This window comes from Amycolatopsis sp. NPDC003731, assembly GCF_053586895.1.
The window spans coordinates 102,192-119,345 of record NZ_JBSFNC010000001.1 but is presented as its reverse complement, the minus strand read 5'-3'; the positions used below and the strand labels follow the sequence as shown (position 1 = coordinate 119,345).

Genomic DNA, 17,154 nt, shown 5'->3' with positions numbered 1-17,154 from the left:
ATGACGAACTACGGACTGGTCGTCCCGACCTACCAGGCCATCCTCGACACCGGGCGGACCGCGCCCGAGCTGGTCGCCACCGCCGTCGCCGCGGAAGAACTCGGCTTCGACTCGGTCTGGGTCGGCGACACCCTCGCGAAGGCTCCGCTCGACGCGCTCACCATGCTGGCCGCCTTCGCCGCCCGGACGTCCCGCGTGACGCTGGGGACGGCGGCGCTGCTCCCGGCCCTGCGGAACCCGATTTCGACGGCCAACCAGCTGCTCGGCATCGATCTCCTCAGCGAAGGACGGCTCACCGTGGCTGTCGGCGCCGGGTTCGCCGGGCGCAGCGAGCCGGAGTTCGCGTTCGCCGGCGTCCCCTGGGAGCGCCGCCGCGCCCGGCTGGACGACATCGTCGCCCTCTGGCGTGCGGCCTGGAGCGGCGCTTCGTCCTTCCACGGTCCGGTGCTGCGCTACGACTCGCTGCCGGTGTTCCCGGCGCCGGCCCGCCCGGGTGGCCCGCCGGTGTGGCTGGCGGCGTACACGCCGGGCGCACTCGAGCGGGTCGGCCGGCTGTACGACGGCTGGCTGCCCTACCCGCCGGACCCCGCGGACTACGGCACCGGCCTGGCCCGCGTCCGGGCCATGGCTTCGCGCCCGGTCACGCCGGCGTTGTTCGCGACGGTCCTGGTCGAGGACGATCCGGCGCGCGGAAGCGAACTCCTGGAGGAATACTGCCGGCGCAACTACGGGATGCCGGCGAGCTTCGTCCAGGGCATCCAGATGCAGGTGACCGGCAGTGCCGCGGAAGTGGCTTCGCGGCTGCGCGAGTACGAAGGCGTGGAGCACTTCCTGCTGCGCATCGCGAGCACGGACCCGAAGGTGTTCGACGAGCAGCTGCCCCGGGTCGCGGAGGTGGTGGAACTGCTGCGCGACCAGCCGTGATCGGAAACCTGTCGGGGGTGGCACGTAGGCTGGGACCGTGACCGACGCTCCACTGTCCGGACTCCTCACCGCCATCCTTCCCGACCCGGCCCTGCGCGGCGTGGTCGAGCGCGCCGGCGCGCCGCTGCTCGAGCTGCAGGGCCCGATCGCCGCCCGGCAGCTCGTCGCGGCCGCCGTCGCCGCCGACACCGGCGCCGGCCGTCCCGTCCTGGCCGTCACCGCCACCGGCCGCGAGGCCGACGAGCTGACCGCGTCCCTCGGTGCCCTCCTCGGCAGGAGCAGAGTCGCCGACTTCCCGAGCTGGGAGACCCTCCCGCACGAGCGCCTCTCCCCGCGCGCGGACACCGTCGGCCGCCGCCTCGAGGTGCTGCACCGGCTGAAGACGGGGGACGACGGCCTGCGCGTCGTCGTCGCCACCGTCCGCAGCCTGATCCAGCCGATGGCGCCCGGGCTCGGCTCGCTGAAGCCGATCGACCTCGTCGTCGGCGAGGAGACGCCGTTCGAGGAACTCCTGGAACGGCTGGTCGAGCTGGCCTACACCCGCGTCGACATGGTCGAGAAGCGTGGCGAGTTCGCCGTCCGCGGCGGCATCCTCGACCTCTTCGGGCCGACCGCGCAGCACCCGGTCCGGGTCGAGTTCTGGGGCGACGAGGTCAGCGAGATCCGCGCGTTCGCCGTCTCCGACCAGCGGTCGCTGCCCGGCGAGATCCCGCGGGTCACCGCGCCGCCGTGCCGCGAGCTGTTGCTCACCCGGCCGGTCAAGGAGAAGGCCGCGGAGCTGGCGAAGACGTACGAGGCGGACGCGCACCTGGCCGAGATGCTCACCAAGCTCGCCGACGGCATCCCGGTCGAGGGCATGGAGGCGCTCATCCCGGTGCTCTGCGAAGGCGAGCTGGAGCTGCTCACCGACGCGATGCCGGAAGGCACCCACGTCCTGCTCACCGACCCGGAGAAGATCCGCGCCCGCGCCGCCGACCTGGTCCGCACCGGCCAGGAGTTCCTCGAAGCGTCCTGGACGACGGCCGCGGCGGGCGGGCAGGCCCCGATCGACCTCGGCGCGTCGGCCTACCGCGGGCTCGACGAGATCGCGTCCCACGCGCAGGACACCAAGCGCGCGTGGTGGACGCTCACCCAGCTGACCAGCGAAGACCCGGACGTCTACCGCGTCTCGGTCGAGGCCGCGCCGGCGTACCGGGGCGAGCTCGAACGCGCGACGGCGGACCTGCGCGCGCACACCGCGGCGGGCGGCACGGCGGTGCTCGTCGTCGCCGGCCAGGGCACCGCGGCGCGTGCGGTGGAGCAGCTCACGGGCGCCGACGTCCCGGCCACCCAGGCCGGTGACGGGCTGGCCGGGCCGCCGTCCGCGGGGATGGTCACGGTCACCTGCGGCGGCCTCACCGACGGGTTCGTCTCGCCGGAGCGCGCCTTGGTCGTGCTGAGCGAAGCGGACCTCACCGGCCGCGGCGCGGGCGCCGGAACGTCCACAAAGGACCTGAACACCAAGATGCCGTCCCGGCGGCGCAACGCGGTCGACCCGCTGGCGCTGAAGGCCGGCGACTACGTCGTGCACGACCAGCACGGCATCGGCCGGTTCGTCGAGATGGTGCAGCGCACGGTGGCCGGCGCCACCCGCGAGTACCTCCTGCTGGAGTACGCGTCGTCGAAGCGTGGCCACCCGGGCGACAGGCTGTTCGTGCCCACCGACCAGCTCGACGAGGTCTCCCGGTACGTCGGCGGCGAGCTGCCCACGCTCAACAAGCTCGGCGGCTCCGACTGGAAGAACACCAAGGCGCGCGCGAAGAAGGCCGTCAAGGAGATCGCCGCGGAGCTCGTCCAGCTCTATGCGGCGCGCCAGGCCGCGCCCGGGCACGCGTTCGGGCCGGACACGCCGTGGCAGCACGAGCTGGAAGACGCCTTCCCGTTCACCGAGACGAACGACCAGCTCGCCGCGATCGACGAGGTCAAGGCGGACATGGAGCGCGGCGTCCCGATGGACCGCGTCATCTGCGGCGACGTCGGCTACGGCAAGACGGAGATCGCCGTGCGCGCGGCGTTCAAAGCGGTGCAGGACGGCAAGCAGGTCGCGGTGCTCGTCCCGACCACGCTGCTCGCCCAGCAGCACCTGAACACCTTCACCGAGCGCATGCGGTCGTTCCCGGTGACGATCAAGGGCTTGTCCCGCTTCACGAACAAGGCGGAGTCGGACGCGATCCTGGAGCAGCTCGCCGGCGGCGAGGTCGACATCGTCATCGGCACGCACCGGTTGCTGCAGACAGGTATCCGCTACAAGGACCTCGGCCTGGTGATCGTCGACGAGGAGCAGCGCTTCGGCGTCGAGCACAAGGAGCACATCAAGGCGCTGCGCACGCACGTCGACGTGCTCACCATGTCGGCGACACCGATCCCGCGCACGCTGGAGATGTCCCTGGCCGGCATCCGCGAGATGTCGACGATCCTGACCCCGCCGGAGGACCGCCACCCGATCCTGACCTACGTCGGCGCGTACGACGACAAGCAGGTCGGCGCGGCCATCCGCCGCGAGCTGCTGCGCGACGGCCAGGTGTTCTACGTCCACAACCGGGTCTCGTCGATCGAAAAGGCGGCCCGGCGGATCCGCGAGCTGGTGCCGGAGGCGCGGGTCGTCACCGCGCACGGCCAGATGAACGAGGAGAAGCTCGAAAAGATCATCCAGGGCTTCTGGGAGAACGAGTACGACGTGCTCGTCTGCACGACGATCGTCGAAACCGGGCTCGACATCTCGAACGCGAACACGCTGCTGGTCGAGCGCGGCGACCTGCTGGGCCTGGCGCAGCTGCACCAGCTGCGCGGCCGGGTCGGGCGCGGGCGCGAGCGCGGGTACGCGTATTTCCTGTACCCGCCGGAAGCGCCGCTGACGGAGACGGCCCACGACAGGCTGGCCACGATCGCCCAGAACACCGAGCTCGGCGCGGGCATGGCGGTCGCGATGAAGGACCTCGAGATCCGTGGAGCGGGCAACATCCTGGGGGCGGAGCAGTCCGGGCACATCGCGGGTGTCGGCTTCGACCTGTACGTGCGCTTGGTCGGCGAAGCGGTCGACGCGTTCCGGAGGCACGCGGGCGCGGAGACCGCGGAGGAAGAGGAGCTGGCGGAAGTCCGCGTCGACCTCCCGATCGACGCCCACATCCCACACGACTACGTTCCAGGGGAAAGGTTGCGCCTGGAGGCGTACCGCAAGATCGCGGCGGCCCCGGACACCGAAGGCCTCGACGCGGTCCGCGAAGAGCTCATCGACCGCTACGGCCAGCCCCCGGCCCCGGTCAACCGGCTCCTGGCGGTGGCCAAGTTCCGGCACACGTGCCGCGAGGCGGGCGTGACGGAGGTGGCGGTCCAGGGCACCACGATCCGCTTCGCACCGCTGCCGCTGCTGGACTCGCAGATGGTGCGCCTGAAGCGCCTGTACCCGAAGGCGGTGTACAAGGCGGTGACGAACACGGTGTCGGTCCCGAAGCCGACCGAGGGCCCAGCGGGCGGCCGAATCGGCGCACCGACGTTGAGGGACGAGGAACTCCTGGACTGGTGCACAAAGCTACTGGTCCAGCTGACGAAGAAACCCGCAGCGGTCTAGCCAGCCAACGAAACCGCACCTAACAGCTCAACAGGGCCCACCACCCAGACCCCCCGCAACCCCGATCCGAAGCCAGAACACGGCCGGTGGCGCCGGGTCAAGGCACGCTTTCCCGCCTTGACGCGGCGCTACCGGCCGTAGTCACAATCAGGCTTCGGGGTGGCGGGCACAACAAGCGCGAATCCCAAGCAGGCGTCAGCCGACTTCGCTGAACATGGGCGGCAGAGGCTCAGCCAACCCCATCCGCACCTGCTCCTCAGGCACCGGAACCGCCCCCGCCCCGGCCATCGGCAGCGGCCGAGGACGCCGCGGCACCCGCGACCCCGACCCGCCACCCCGCCCCGGGTACACCAGCAACCCCCGAGCCGGATCCGGAACGGCATCAAGCGCCGCCGTCACCACGGGAAGAGCCCGGAACGCGTCCCGGCGTTCCTCCGTCGCGAACTCGATCTCCAGCACCACGCCCCACCGGTGCTCGTGCCAAACCCACTGCTCAGCGCCGTTCGTCAGCGCCGCTTCGGTGAGTGCGTCCCCTTGAGCCAGGCGCCACAGCGAAGCCGAATGCTCCCCGTCGAACACTTCGATGGTCAGCCAATGGTCCATATGTCGACATTACCGCCGCCGTGACCCCATGGGTGTTGCGTTTCGGGGGCGATGGTGTGAGAGGGTATGGCCTGTGATGCGGATCATGGGGCGCCCTCGCGCGCTGGTCGCGGTCGTTGCCGGTGCTCTTCTGCTCGCCGGGTGCGGCTCGGGCCCCAGCCAGGTCGGCAGCGCCGTCATCGTCGGCGACCGGTCGGTGTCGATCGACCGGGTCCAGTCGATGATCGACCAGGCTGTCCGCGAACACCCGTACGCGCAGAAGCTCGCCGGCGAGCACAAGCTCGACCTGCTGGGCCGCGAGATCGTCCGGCAGACCGTCCTCCACGAGCTGACGGTGCGCGCGACCGAGCAGGAAAACCTCGTCGCCGACCAGGCGAAGATCGCCGGGCTGGCCGCGCAGGTGTCGAACGCGCCGGTCGCGGACACCGGGCAGGGCGACCAGGTCGCCGTCACCCAGATCGTTTCGCAGCTGCGCGACCGCAACGAGGTCGCGAGCGACGTCGTCCTGGAGCAGGCGCTCGCCGCGAAGCTGCTGCCGAAGCTGTCGGTCGGCGCGGACTACGTCGGCATCAGCGCGACCGCCGATAACGACCCGGTGGCCCGCACCCGCGCCTTCGACCTGGCGAAGGAGTTCGCCGACGACCCCGGCAAGGTCCAGGGCGTCGTCCAGCAGGCGCAGCAGGAAGGCCAGCAGGCCCAGCAGACCGGGGCGCCCGGCCCCAGCGGGTACTCCGCCGGCCAGACCGCCGAACTCTTCGGCGCCGCCCAGTACCCCGGTCTCGCGCAGACCGTGCTGTTCGGCACGGAGAAGAACAACGTCGTCGTCTTCCAGGCGCAGAAGCCGCAGCGGCCGGACTGGTTCGTCTTCGTCATCCGCGCCCGCGGCACCGACAAGGCCGTGCCGGCCGACCAGGAAGCGCAGAAGCCGACCGACGCGCAGCTGACCGCGATCGGCACCCGGCTGCTGCAGCCGTACCTCGGCCAGGGCGGCCTGCGCGTCAACCCGCGTTACGGCGTGTGGGATGTTGTGGGCATGAACCTCGTGCCGAACTCCGACGCCACCCAGGGCATCGTGCTGCCCGTCCGCGGTGCCGCGCCCGCGCAGCAGTGAGCACGGGGGTCGTCGTAGTCGTCCGCGGGACGACGCTGCCCGGTGCGGCGCTGAAGATCCTGCGTGAGTCTCCCGCCGTCTACGCGGCCACGGACGTCGACCCGGCCGCGTTCGGCGTCCCGGCCGTCACCGAGGCGCCTTCGCTGAAGGACGTCGTGCTGCTCGCCGGGTCCCGGGACGAGCCCGCGGCGTCGCTGCTCATCGCGACCGGCGCGGACGTCATCGAGACGCCGGTGCCGCCGCTGGTCGAGGCCGCCGACGTGATGGACCGGCTCCGTTCGCCCGGCGGCTGCCCATGGGACGCGGTGCAGACGCACGATTCGCTGCGGCAGTACCTGGTCGAAGAGACCTACGAGCTGCTCGACGCGATCGAGGAGGGTGACCGCGAGGCGCTGCGCGAAGAGCTCGGCGACGTCCTCCTGCAGGTGCTCTTCCACGCGCGGGTCGCGGCCGAGGACGCGGACGACCCGTTCGGCATCGACGACGTTGCCGCGGCGCTCGTCGCGAAGCTGGTCGGCCGGCACCCGCACGTCTTCACCGACGGCGACAAGGTGCACACCGTCGAGCACCAGAACGTGAAGTGGGAAGAGCTGAAGCAGCAGGAGAAGCAGCGTCGATCCATTGTGGACGGCGTGGCGTTCGGTCAGCCCGCGGTCGCGCTGGCGGGCAAGCTGGGTCAGCGCTCCGGGCGCGCGGGCATCCCGCTCGACCTCTTCCCGGAGGGGCCCGGGGCACCTGCCCAGCTGTTCCGCATCGCGGCCACCGCGCGCCGGGCGGGGGTCGACGCCGAGGGCGAGCTGCGGGCGCTGGCGAAGCAGTTCGCGAAGGACATCCAGGCCGCCGAGCAGGCCGCCCGCGACGCCGGCCTGGAGCCGACGACCCTGGAGGCCGACGGCTGGCGCAAGTTCTGGCCCGACCGTCAGATGTGACGCAGCACACATTCGGGTGAGAACCGTTTCGGATCATCCGGCGTCTTGCTTGGTGTGAGACACCCGTCACTGAAAGACGCCGACGAGGAGCACCTCGTCCGTCGCACGGCCACGGGCGATCGCGCGGCGTTCGAGGAGTTCTACCGCCGCACGGCGCCCTGGCTCGCCGTGCGCCTGCGCCGCCGGTGCGCGGACGAGCAGATCGTCGCGGAGGTCATGCAGGAGACGTTCCTGGCCGTCTGGCGCGCGGCGGCGTCGTTCGCGGGCGCGGCCACTGGCGGCAGCGCGGTCGGCTGGGTCTGGACGATCGCGGCCCGCCGCCTGGTCGACGCGTTCCGGCGCCGGGCCCACCACGCGCAGCCGCCGCCGGAGGTAGCGCTCGACGCCGCCCCGGTCCTCGCGGCCGAAGACGTGGCCTTGGCGGCGACGGTGGGCGACGAGCTCGGTTCGGCCCTGCGCGACCTCGCGCCGGAGCTGCGGGCCGTGCTGCAGGCGATGGTGCTCGACGGGCTGACGGTCCGGGAGACCGCGGTGCTGCTGGGCCTCCCGGAGGGAACGGTCAAGACGCGGGCGCGGCGGGCGCGGATCGCATTGCGGGAGGCGCTGTCATGACGGGTTGCCAGAGGGCCGCGTTGCCGGCTGGGACTGTGAGTTCGTGCGCACGCCGGGGGCGGATTGCTGCTGGAGGCGCTGTCATGACGGGTCGCAAGAGGGCCGTGTTGCCGGAGGGAACCGTGAACCTCCGCGTGCGTCGGGGACGGATTGCGTTGCGGGGAGGCGCTGTCATGACGGTTCGCGAGTGGGCCGCGTTGCCGGTCGGAGCCGTGAGTTCCCACGTGCGACGGCGACCGATCGCGTTAGAGGAGGCGCTGTCATGAACCACGCACCGGAGCGGCTCATCGCCGCATACGTGGCCGGCGAAGACCTCCCGGGCGACCAGCTGTGGGGTCTCGAAGCCCACCTCGAAGCCTGCCCCGTCTGCCGGGCGCGGCTCGCGGAGGTGGCGCCGGTCGAGCCGGTGGTGGACCTGGTCTGGAGCCGGCTTTCGGTCGACGTCCGGCTGCCGGCCGTCCCGTTCCACGAGCCCGCCCTCCCGCCACAGCCGCGGCGGCGACCGCGGCGGTGGCGGTGGCTCGACACCTGGGTCACCCCCGCGATGGCGCCGTGGCTGATGATGATCGTGGCCGTCACGCTGGCCGCGGTCCTGCTCGACGGTGTCTGGGTCGCGACGGCCCGGGTGCCGGCCGTGCAGCTGTTCGCCCCGGTGCTGCCGGTGCTCGGCGTCGCCGCGGCGTGGGCCCGGGGGCTGGATCCGGCCTACGAGGTCGTCACCGCGACCCCGCGGGCGGGGCTCTACCTGATCATCCGGCGGACGTTCGCGGTGCTCGCCGCCGTCCTGCCGGTGCTGGGGGTCGCCGGGTGGCTGACCGGCACGCAGCCGGCGCTCTGGCTGCTGCCGAGCCTGGCCTTCACCAGCGGCACGCTCGCGCTGGGCGGGCTGGTCGGCGTCAGCCGGGCGGCGTACGCGCTGATCGCGGTGTGGATCGCGGTCGTCGTGCTGCCGGCGTACGTCCAGCCGGGGCAAGCGTTTTCGCTCGGCACCGGCGCGCTGCCGGTGTGGGCGGGGGTCTTCGTGCTGACCACGGTGGTCGTCGCCCTGCGCGGGCCGGCGTTCACCCGGCTCGGCGCACGTCACTAGGGAGGAAAGCATGCGGGCAGTAGGGGCCGCCGAGGTCGCACCGGCGACGTACGCCTGGGAAATCCAGGCCGAGGCGCTGAAAGTGCGGGTGGGACGGAAGAAGATGGCCGTGGACGGGCTGGACCTGTCGCTCGGCAAGGGCGTGCACGGGCTGCTCGGCCCGAACGGTGCCGGCAAGACGACGCTGATCCGGGCCCTGGCGACAGTGCTCCGGCCGGAGTCGGGCCGCCTGTCGCTGCTCGGCACGCCGGCCGGCGGCCGCACCGGCCAGCGCGAGCTGCGCCGCCGGATCGGGTACCTGCCGCAGAACTTCGGGTACTACAAGCGGTTCACGGTCCGCGAGTTCGTCGAGTACCTGGCCTGGCTCAAGGAGATGTCCAAAGAGGACATCCCCGGTGCGGTCCAGCGGGCGGTGGAGCGGGTCGGCCTGGCCGATCGCGCGGACGACCGGATGAAGACGCTGTCGGGCGGCATGGTCCGCCGGGTGGGCATCGCCCAGGCGATCGTCAACGACCCGGAGGTCCTGCTCCTCGACGAGCCGACGGCCGGCCTCGACCCGGCGCAGCGGGTCCGGTTCCGCGAGCTGGTCCAGGAACTGGGCCGCGACTCCTGCGTGCTGATCTCGACGCACCTGGTCGAGGACGTCGCCACGGCGTGCACGGACGTCATCCTGTTCGCGGCGGGGAAGCTGGTGTTCCAGGGAACACCGGACGAACTTGCCGCCGCGGGCACCCTCGAGCACGTCGGCGACAGCCCGATCGAGCGCGGCTACTCCGCGCTGCTCAACCACGAGCCGGGTCAGGGGGCGTGGTGATCTTCCGCATCGAACTCCGGCGCTCGATCGCGCCCTGGGCCGGCCTTGCGGTCGTCGTCTTCGCGCTCGGGTTCCTCTTCCTGCTTTCCGGGCCGTGGTGGAAGGTGCCCGCGCCGCTGACCGCGAACACCACCACGACCGCGCTCTGGCTCCGGTTCCTGCTGCAGTTCCTCTGGCCCGTCGTGGTCGGGGCCGGCGCCATCCAGGGCATGCGCGACAGCCGCTCCGGCACGATCGAACTGCTGGCCACCACGCCGCGGCCCGCGTGGCACCGGGCGATCCGGCTGGCCGGCGCCGTCGGCGGGCTGGCCGCCGTCGGCTACCTGGTCGTGTTCGGGGTGGGTGCCGCCGAAGTCCTGGCCCACGACGGGTTCTTCTCCGCCGCCTTCGTCCCCGTCATCGGCGTCGGGGTGCTCGGTGTGGTTGCCGGCAGCTGGCTCGGGCTGGCTGTCGGACGGCTGTTGCCGCATCCGCTGACCGCGCCCGGGCTGGCCGTACTCGCCTTCGTCGGGACGATCCTCTGCTGGCTGTCGTTCGAACCGGGGCTGGACGCCGTCCTGCCGCGCCGGGCCGGTCCGCTGGCGCCGGTGCTGGCCCAGCCTCGGGGCTCGATGGTGACGACCGCCGGCGCGCTCGACGCCGGGCAGGCCGGGTGGTTCCTCGGCCTCGCCGTCACCGGGTTCCTGCTGCTGTCGGTGCACTCCGTGCGAGCGCGGCTGTTGAGCCTGCTGCCGCTCGTCGCCGGTGCCGCCATCGCCCTGCCGCTGTTCCCCGCGGACGTCCTCACCGTCGACAACGCCGCTGCCCGGAAGGTCTGCGACGGCCCGGTCTGCGTGGCGGAGCTGCACCGCGACAGGCTGGCCGCCTTGGCCGGCCCCGGCCGCGAAGCGCTCGCGATGCTGGCGAAGCTGCCCGGCGCGCCGACCCGGGTCGAAGAACAGGTCGCGCCCAACCCCGTGTACGAGCCCGTCCGGCGCGATCCCGCCGTCGTCTACCTCGACTTCCAGCGCAACGCCGAACTCCTCACGGCGGACGCGAGCGCCCTGCGGGTGGCCGTGCTGTCCGGGGCGGGCGTGCCGTCCTGCGAGTGGCCGACCAACGCGACCGTGTCCGACATGGGTGGCCGGATGATCGCGGCGGCGTACTTCACCGGACAGCTGAAACCGCTTCCCGAGTACGCCGGGAGGTGGTTCCCACCCCAAGCGGGCCCGATCGAGCAGGCCTGGACGAAGTTCCGCGCTCTGCCCGCGGATGTCCGGTTCACCAGGGTCGTCGCCGTGCGCCAGGCGTTGCTGACGTGCCAGGGCGACCCGCTCGAAACGCTGGTGCCGGGATCGGGCCGATGAGGTGGGCGACGCTGTACGCCCGTTCGCGGCAGCTGCCGGCGGCGTTCGGGGCGCTGCTGGTGGCGACGTCCGGGGTGTGGTTCCTGGGCCGGGACTCCTGGGGCGGCATCTTCGCCACGCTGGCGCTGACCACGGCGGTCGCGGTGGCGGCCATCGGGCTGAGCGGCCAGGACCCCGACCTCGACCGGACGGCGGCGCTGCCGTGGCCGGTCCGGCGGTTCGCCCACCTGGCCCTGATCGCGGTCCTGTCCGGGGCGGTGGTGCTGGGCGTGCAGGAACTGGGCCCGTCGCCGGTCGCCGCGTCGATCATCGTCCGCGACGCGGCCGGTCTCGCGGGGCTGGCGGGGCTGGCGGCCACGGTCGCGGGCGGCCAGTTCGGCTGGACGCTCCCGCTGGCCTGGTCGGCGGCCTCGCTGTTCGTCCCCGGTGACCCCACGACGGTGAACCGCGTCGCCGCCTGGCTGCTGCAACCTCCGGAAACCCCGGCGGCCACCTGGACAGCGGCGGTGCTGGCGATCGCGGGAGCGGTGACGTACACCGCTTGGGGTGGCCGCCGCTAGTGGCGGCCACCTCGGGAAGGTTCAGACGTTGCGGACGTTCATCTCGAGTTCGTACGGCTCCCGGTCCCAGTTCTCGACGCCGAACGCGAGGATGCGCTCCGGGTGGATGCGGATCACCGCGTCGTCGAAGTGGACGTCCGAGAGGTGTTCGTACTGCCCCTGCGGGACTCCGACACCCACCAGGGCCTCCGCGCGGCCCCGGATCTCCAGGCACCGGACCCGCCACGGGTTCGTCGAAGGGACGTCGTCGACCACGAGGGCGACGCGGTCGTCGGTCGCGATGTTGCGGAACTTCTGGGTCCCGCGCAGGCGGTGCCCGGTGATGTCGATGGCTTTTTCGTCGGGGTTGTACCGGAATCCGACCGGGTTCACCTGCAGCGTCCCGTTCGGTTGCCGGGTCGCCAGCCGGCCCAGCAGCTGGTCGGTCAGATAGGCGAGCTCTGCTTCGGTAAACATGATCGAAGTGTCCAACTTCAAGCTCCCTTGAAGTCAAGGGCCAGTGCGGCGAACCGCGCCCCGATCCGGCGGTGGGCCGCCGGGCACGGGTGGAGGTCGTCCGGCAGCGGGAGGTCCGCGAAGTCGGCTTCGCCGTACAGCGCAAGGCCGTCGAGGTAGCTCAGGTGCGGATCGGAGGCCTGCCGCTGCGTCACGATCCGGGCCAGCTCGTCCCGGATGACCTCCAGCGTCAGCTTGCCCGCCGCGCGCTCGGCGGGGTCGCCGGTCGCGCGGAAACGGACCACGCCGGCCGCCAGCGCTTCGTGGTCGAAGTCGCCCGGGCCCGGCGTCCGCTCGTGGATCGGGCAGTACAGCGGTGAGACGACCACGAGCGGGGTGTCCGGGTGGCCGTCGCGGATCGTGTCGAGGAACCCGTGCACCGCGGGCCCGAACGCGCGTAGGCGCATCAGGTCCGCGTTGACGACGTTGATGCCCAGCTTGACGCTGATCAGGTCGGCGGGTGTGTCCCGCAGCGCCCGGGCGGTGAACGGGTCGAGCAGCGCGTTGCCGCTGAAGCCGAGGTTCACCAGGTCGACGCCGGCCGCGGTGGCGGCGAGCGCGGGCCACGTCGTCGCCGGGCTCGCCGCGTTCGAGCCGTGGCTGATCGAGCTGCCGTGGTGCAGCCACACCCGGCCTTCGGGGACGGCCTCGGCCGGCGCGTCGGCCCGCAGGGCGATCAGCTCGGTGAGTTCGTTGTGCGGCAACCAGATCTCGACGTCCTTGGGCTGCCCGCCCAGCCCGGCGAACCGGACGACCCCGGGCGGTCCCGCGGTGAGCGAGGACGTACCGGCCGCCATGTCGACGGTGAGGATGTTGCCGCCGCCCACACTCGCCTGGGCGGTCAGCTCGCCGTCGACGAGCAGGTCGTAAACGCCGTCCGGCCGCGGCGGGGCGCCGGGGTAGACCTGCTTGGTGCGCAGCGTTTCCAGCTCGACGACGTCCGCGCGGGTCCGGAACCGCAGCCGCACGCCGGCGGGCTGCGCCTCGGCCATGGCGAGCCGCGGGTCGGTGTTCTGCGCCCGTGCGCGAGCCGGGAGCCGGTGGGGCACCAGGCCGCGCTCGGTGCGTTCGAGTTCGAGTGCGCCGCGAACCAGCTCCGCGGTCAGGGGGATGTCGATCACGAAGTCGGCCAATCCTGCAGAAGGGCATCGAGGGCGGCGAGGATGCGGACCCAGCTTTCCGGCGCGGCGGGGGAACTGTGGTCGAACCCGCCTTGGGCTTCGAGGCTGACGAACCCGTGGAAAACGCTGCCCAGCAACCGCACGGCGTGGGTCTCGTCCGGGCCCGTCAGGGCGTAGCCGCGCAGGATCGCGCGCATCATCTCGGCGTGCCGCGGCCCGGCACTCGCGGCAGCGGTCGCCGGGTCGAGCCGCACTTGCGCGGCGGCGTACCGCCCGGGGTGTTCACGGGCGTAGTCCCGGTAGACGTCGGCGAAGGCAATCAGCGCATCCCGCCCAGCCCGCCCCGCGAGCGCGGCGGCGGCCCGATCGGCGAGCTCGTCGAGCGCCAGCAGCGCGACCTTCGTCCGCAGGTCGTGAGCGTTCTTGACGTGCGAATACAGGCTGGCGACCTGAACGCCGAGCCGCCGCGCCAGCTCCGACGGCGTCACCCTGTCGAAGCCGGCCTCGTCGGCGAGTTCTGCCGCCGCGTGCACCACGCGTGCGGTGGTCAGCCCTGCTCGAACCATCATCCTTCTCCCGTTTGCCTAAAGCCAGGTTAGATCAACCTAAAGGCTTTAGGCAACCGGGGTCAGGAGAAGAGCGCGTCCGCCCAGCTCGACTCGCGGGTCACGCCCGGCGGGACCGCGAAGTGCGCCGAGCCCGTGTGCTGGACGTACTCCATCATCGCGTCCTTCGACGACAGCGCCTGCTGCATCGGCACGTACTGCTTGCGGGTGTCGCGGTTGAACGCCAGGAAGAACAGGCCCGCCTCCAGGTGCCCCACGCCGTCCGAGCCGTCGACGAAGTTGTAGCCGCGCCGCAGGATGCGGACGCCGTTCAGCGCCTGGTGGGAGGCCAGCCGGACGTGGGCGTCCTCCGGGATCAGCTTCTCGCCGCCCGCGCCGCCGACGTCCAGGTCGAGCTCGTCGAACTCCGCGGTCTGGCCCAGCGGGGCGCCGGTGCCCTTCGTACGGCCGATGATCTTCTCCTGGCCGTCGAGGGTTTCGCGGTCCCACGTCTCGATGTGCATCCGGATCCGGCGCGCCACCAGGTACGAGCCGCCCGCCATCCAGGCCGGGCCGTCGGCCGCGGTGGCCCACACCTGGTCGGCCAGCACGTCGGGCTCCTCGGCCTTGATGTTGTTCGTGCCGTCCTTGAAGCCGAACAGGTTCCGCGGCGTCTGCTGTTCGCGCGAAGTCGACGAGCTGCGGCCGAAGCCCAGCTGCGACCAGCGGACCTCGGTGACGCCGAAGCCGAGCCGGACCAGGTTGCGGACCGCGTGCACCGCCACCTGCGGGTCGTCCGCGCAGGCCTGGATGCACAGGTCGCCGCCGCTGCGGGCCGGGTCGAGCTTGTCCTTCGGGAACAGCGGCAGGTCGATCAGCTGCGGCGGGCGCTTGCCGGCCAGGCCGAACCGGCCGTCGAACAGCGACGGCCCGAAGCCGATGGTCAGCGTCAGGTTCGACGCCGGCAGGTCGAGCGCCTCGCCGGTGTCGCCGGGCGGGGCGTACGCGCCGCTGCCGACCGCGCCGTTCGCGACGACCTCCTGGCCCGCCGTCATCCGGCGGGCCGCTTCGGTCCACGTCTTGAGCAGGGCCCGCAGCTTCTCGCGGTCCTTCGTCGTGACGTCGAGGGCCGCGAAGTGCAGGTTGGCCTGCGCCGGCGTGACGATCCCGGCCTGGTGCTCGCCGTGGAAGTCGACGGTGTTCGTCGACGCCTCGGCGTTGCCGCTCGTCGCCTTGTCGATCCCGATGCCGGCGGCGGCTCCGGCCCCGGCGAGCGCGACACCCGCGCCCGCCAGGCCGAAGAGCTTCCGCCGCGAGACGCGCGTGCCCTCTGCCGACGTCACTTCGACACGACCTCCGCAACCTTGCTCAGCGGTTCGCTCAGCGCGTCGACGGCCGAGGCGAACTCCTTGACCTGGTCCTGGGAAAGCTCGGTGTACAGCTTGAAGCCGTCACCGGCCCGCTGCTTGTCCAGCAGGCCCTGCACGTTCGCGAACTCCTTGTCCAGAGTGGACACCAGCGCCGGGTCCTTGGCCTGCAGGATCGGCCGCAGCGAGGTGATCGCGCCCTTGGAACCGTCCACATTGGCCTGGAAGTCCCAGAGGTCGGTGTGCGAGAAGGCCTCTTCCTCGCCGGTGATCTTGCCGGTCGCGACCTCGTCGAGCAGGCCCTTGGCCCCGTTCGCGAGGTCCAGCGCGGACAGTTCGAGGGTCTTGGTCTTGGCGACCAGGTCCTTGACGTCGGTCACCAGTTTGTCGGCGATCTGGGCGCTGTCGGGCTGCAGGCCGGTCTTGAACAGGTCCTTCTCCAGCCGGTGGAAGCCGGTGAACTGCTGGTTCGGCTCGAGGTCGGCCTCGCGGACGTCGATGGCCGGGTCGAGGTCGCCGAACTTCTCGGCGACCGGCTCGATCCGCTCGTAGTAGACGCGGGTGCGCGCGTACGCGGTCTTCGCCTCGTCGACCTTGCCGGCCTTCACGAGGTCGGCGAACTTCACCGTCTCGTCCTGCAGCGCGCCGGTGTTGTTCGCGATGTAGTCGGCGTAGCTCTTGGTGGCCTGCGCCTTCTGCGCGTTGGTGTCGTTCTGCTTCGCGACGCCGCCGGTGACGGTGAAGTCGCCGCGGATGCCGTTGCCGGCCATGCCCGGCTTGCACGCGGTCTGGTACTTGCCGGCGTCGGCGACCTCGACGATCAGCCGCCGGTTGAGCCCGGGCGCGATGTTCTCGACCTCGCCCATGATCCGGTCGCCCTCGGCGTAGAGGTAGAACTCGGTGACCTTGGTGCCCTTGTTGGTGATCTCGAAGGTCAAGTTGCCGGCGTCGGCCGTGGTCGCGGAGACCTCGCACGCGGTGTCGGACGCCGAAACCTTGATCGGGCCGCCGTCCGCCGCGGGCTGGCTCTTGCTGTCGCACGCGGCGAGCGCCACCAGGGTGGTGGCGCCGGCCAGCAGGGCCAGGGGGGTGGTCTTGCGCACGGTCACTCCTTCGAGGCGGCCGCGGCGGCGGGCGCCGGCGCGGTCTTCTTGCTGGGCTTGAGGAAGAGGGGCAGCACGATGGCGACGTAGGCGACCCAGGCGACGGCCTGCAGCACGGTCGTCTGCTGCGAGTAGTTGAAGATGCCCTTCAGCAGCGCGCCGTACCAGGACGTCTCGGGCAGCGTCGCCGAAGCATCGAAGGCCAGGGTGCCGATGCCCGGGAGGAACGCGGCCTCCTGCAGGTCGTGCAGGCCGTAGCCGAGCACGCCCGCGGCGACGAACACCAGCAGCACGCCGGTGACCGTGAAGAACTTGCCCAGGTTGAACCGCACCGCGCCCCGGTAGAGCAGCCAGGCGAGGACGACCGCGACCGCGATGCCGACGGCGAAGCCGATCAGCGGCTGCACGGTGTCCGACTGCGCGGTCTGGACGGCGGAGTAGAAGAACACCGCCGTCTCCAGGCCTTCGCGCCCGACCGCGAGGAACGACAGCAGCAGGACGGCCGCGGGGCCGACGTCCAGCGCGTCGTCCATCTTCCCGCGCAGTTCGGCGGCGATGCTCTTGGACGCCTTGCGCATCCAGAAGATCATCGCGGTGACGAACACGACGGCGACGATCGACAGGCTCCCGCCGAGCAGCTCCTGGTGCTCGAAGGACAGCTGGGCGGTCGTGTAGGTGAGGATCGCGCCGACGGCCACCGACAGCAGCACCGCGGCGCCGACGCCCGGCCACACCCAGCGCAGCGCGTGCCGCCGCTCGGTCTTGACCAGGAAGGCCACCAGGATGCTGACGACCAGCGCGGCTTCCAGGCCTTCGCGCAGCCCGATCAACGCGCTCGAGAACAACACCGGTCCGCCTCCCTGAGTTCTGCTTCCGTGATGGTTTTAGGTAAGGCTCACCTGTAAGTCCAGCGTGCGCGCGCCGCCCCGA

Annotated in this window: 16 protein-coding genes; 9 read left to right on the top strand and 7 right to left on the bottom strand. The window is 71.8% G+C overall.

Annotated features, from left to right (window positions below):
- Together ACWDN5_RS00570 and mfd are read left to right on the top strand one after the other, a co-directional pair.
- On the top strand, positions 1-924 hold the full coding sequence (locus ACWDN5_RS00570; RefSeq protein WP_449673712.1) for an LLM class flavin-dependent oxidoreductase: 924 nt from the start codon (positions 1-3) through the stop codon (positions 922-924).
- Between the two features lie 52 nt (positions 925-976).
- The gene (gene mfd / locus ACWDN5_RS00565) at positions 977-4,531 is read left to right on the top strand and encodes a transcription-repair coupling factor (protein ID WP_449673782.1); all 3,555 of its coding nucleotides are present in this window, start codon (positions 977-979) and stop codon (positions 4,529-4,531) included.
- A gap of 195 nt (positions 4,532-4,726) precedes the next feature.
- On the opposite strand, the gene ACWDN5_RS00560 is transcribed toward mfd, so the two are convergent.
- Positions 4,727-5,134, bottom strand: coding sequence for a hypothetical protein (locus ACWDN5_RS00560; protein ID WP_449673711.1), 408 nt, complete (start codon positions 5,132-5,134; stop codon positions 4,727-4,729).
- Positions 5,135-5,210: 76 nt separating this feature from the next.
- On the opposite strand from ACWDN5_RS00560, the gene ACWDN5_RS00555 reads away from it, so the two are divergent.
- The 7 genes from ACWDN5_RS00555 (at position 5,211) to ACWDN5_RS00525 (ending at position 11,593) form a co-directional block, all read left to right on the top strand.
- Positions 5,211-6,245, top strand: coding sequence for a hypothetical protein (locus ACWDN5_RS00555; protein WP_310973850.1), 1,035 nt, complete (start codon positions 5,211-5,213; stop codon positions 6,243-6,245).
- The gene (locus tag ACWDN5_RS00550) at positions 6,242-7,174 is read left to right on the top strand and encodes a MazG family protein (protein ID WP_449673710.1); all 933 of its coding nucleotides are present in this window, start codon (positions 6,242-6,244) and stop codon (positions 7,172-7,174) included. Before ACWDN5_RS00555 ends, ACWDN5_RS00550 begins: the two co-directional genes overlap by 4 nt.
- Before the next feature lie 54 nt (positions 7,175-7,228).
- On the top strand, positions 7,229-7,786 hold the full coding sequence (locus ACWDN5_RS00545; protein ID WP_310973847.1) for an RNA polymerase sigma factor: 558 nt from the start codon (positions 7,229-7,231) through the stop codon (positions 7,784-7,786).
- Positions 7,787-8,048: 262 nt separating this feature from the next.
- Positions 8,049-8,873, top strand: coding sequence for a zf-HC2 domain-containing protein (locus ACWDN5_RS00540; RefSeq protein ID WP_449673709.1), 825 nt, complete (start codon positions 8,049-8,051; stop codon positions 8,871-8,873).
- 10 nt (positions 8,874-8,883) lie between these two features.
- A complete protein-coding gene (locus tag ACWDN5_RS00535) occupies positions 8,884-9,687 on the top strand; it encodes an ABC transporter ATP-binding protein (RefSeq protein ID WP_310973843.1) in 804 nt (267 codons plus the stop codon).
- A complete protein-coding gene (locus ACWDN5_RS00530; protein ID WP_449673708.1) occupies positions 9,684-11,033 on the top strand; it encodes a hypothetical protein in 1,350 nt (449 codons plus the stop codon). Before ACWDN5_RS00535 ends, ACWDN5_RS00530 begins: the two co-directional genes overlap by 4 nt.
- Positions 11,030-11,593: a hypothetical protein gene (locus tag ACWDN5_RS00525; protein ID WP_310973840.1), complete on the top strand. Its 564-nt coding sequence runs from the start codon at positions 11,030-11,032 to the stop codon at positions 11,591-11,593. The genes ACWDN5_RS00530 and ACWDN5_RS00525 overlap by 4 nt, the downstream gene beginning before the upstream one ends.
- 21 nt (positions 11,594-11,614) lie before the next feature.
- On the opposite strand, the gene ACWDN5_RS00520 is transcribed toward ACWDN5_RS00525, so the two are convergent.
- From ACWDN5_RS00520 to efeU, 6 genes are all read right to left on the bottom strand, one after another.
- Positions 11,615-12,049, bottom strand: coding sequence for a PPOX class F420-dependent oxidoreductase (locus tag ACWDN5_RS00520; RefSeq protein WP_310973838.1), 435 nt, complete (start codon positions 12,047-12,049; stop codon positions 11,615-11,617).
- Between the two features lie 17 nt (positions 12,050-12,066).
- Positions 12,067-13,209, bottom strand: a complete 1,143-nt coding sequence (locus ACWDN5_RS00515; protein ID WP_310973836.1) for a GDSL-type esterase/lipase family protein — start codon at positions 13,207-13,209, stop codon at positions 12,067-12,069.
- The gene (locus ACWDN5_RS00510; RefSeq protein WP_449673707.1) at positions 13,206-13,775 is read right to left on the bottom strand and encodes a TetR/AcrR family transcriptional regulator; all 570 of its coding nucleotides are present in this window, start codon (positions 13,773-13,775) and stop codon (positions 13,206-13,208) included. The genes ACWDN5_RS00515 and ACWDN5_RS00510 overlap by 4 nt, the downstream gene beginning before the upstream one ends.
- Positions 13,776-13,837: 62 nt before the next feature.
- Positions 13,838-15,097 carry an iron uptake transporter deferrochelatase/peroxidase subunit gene (gene efeB / locus ACWDN5_RS00505; RefSeq protein WP_310973834.1) on the bottom strand — a complete coding sequence of 420 codons (1,260 nt, stop codon included), beginning with the start codon at positions 15,095-15,097 and terminating at the stop codon, positions 13,838-13,840.
- Positions 15,094-16,230, bottom strand: coding sequence for an iron uptake system protein EfeO (gene efeO / locus ACWDN5_RS00500; RefSeq protein ID WP_449673706.1), 1,137 nt, complete (start codon positions 16,228-16,230; stop codon positions 15,094-15,096). Before efeO ends, efeB begins: the two co-directional genes overlap by 4 nt.
- Positions 16,227-17,072, bottom strand: a complete 846-nt coding sequence (gene efeU / locus ACWDN5_RS00495) for an iron uptake transporter permease EfeU (RefSeq protein ID WP_449673705.1) — start codon at positions 17,070-17,072, stop codon at positions 16,227-16,229. The genes efeO and efeU overlap by 4 nt, the downstream gene beginning before the upstream one ends.
- Positions 17,073-17,154: the final 82 nt, after the last annotated feature.

Bases quoted from the DNA above. Each gene is read 5' to 3' on its own strand.
- ACWDN5_RS00570 (WP_449673712.1), top strand. From the start codon at position 1: ATGACGAACTACGGACTGGTCGTCCCGACCTACCAGGCCATCCTCGAC.
- ACWDN5_RS00560 (WP_449673711.1), bottom strand. From the start codon at position 5,134: ATGGACCATTGGCTGACCATCGAAGTGTTCGACGGGGAGCATTCGGCT.
- ACWDN5_RS00555 (WP_310973850.1), top strand. From the start codon at position 5,211: ATGCGGATCATGGGGCGCCCTCGCGCGCTGGTCGCGGTCGTTGCCGGT.
- ACWDN5_RS00540 (WP_449673709.1), top strand. From the start codon at position 8,049: ATGAACCACGCACCGGAGCGGCTCATCGCCGCATACGTGGCCGGCGAA.
- ACWDN5_RS00535 (WP_310973843.1), top strand. From the start codon at position 8,884: ATGCGGGCAGTAGGGGCCGCCGAGGTCGCACCGGCGACGTACGCCTGG.
- ACWDN5_RS00525 (WP_310973840.1), top strand. From the start codon at position 11,030: ATGAGGTGGGCGACGCTGTACGCCCGTTCGCGGCAGCTGCCGGCGGCG.
- ACWDN5_RS00520 (WP_310973838.1), bottom strand. From the start codon at position 12,049: ATGTTTACCGAAGCAGAGCTCGCCTATCTGACCGACCAGCTGCTGGGC.
- ACWDN5_RS00510 (WP_449673707.1), bottom strand. From the start codon at position 13,775: ATGGTTCGAGCAGGGCTGACCACCGCACGCGTGGTGCACGCGGCGGCA.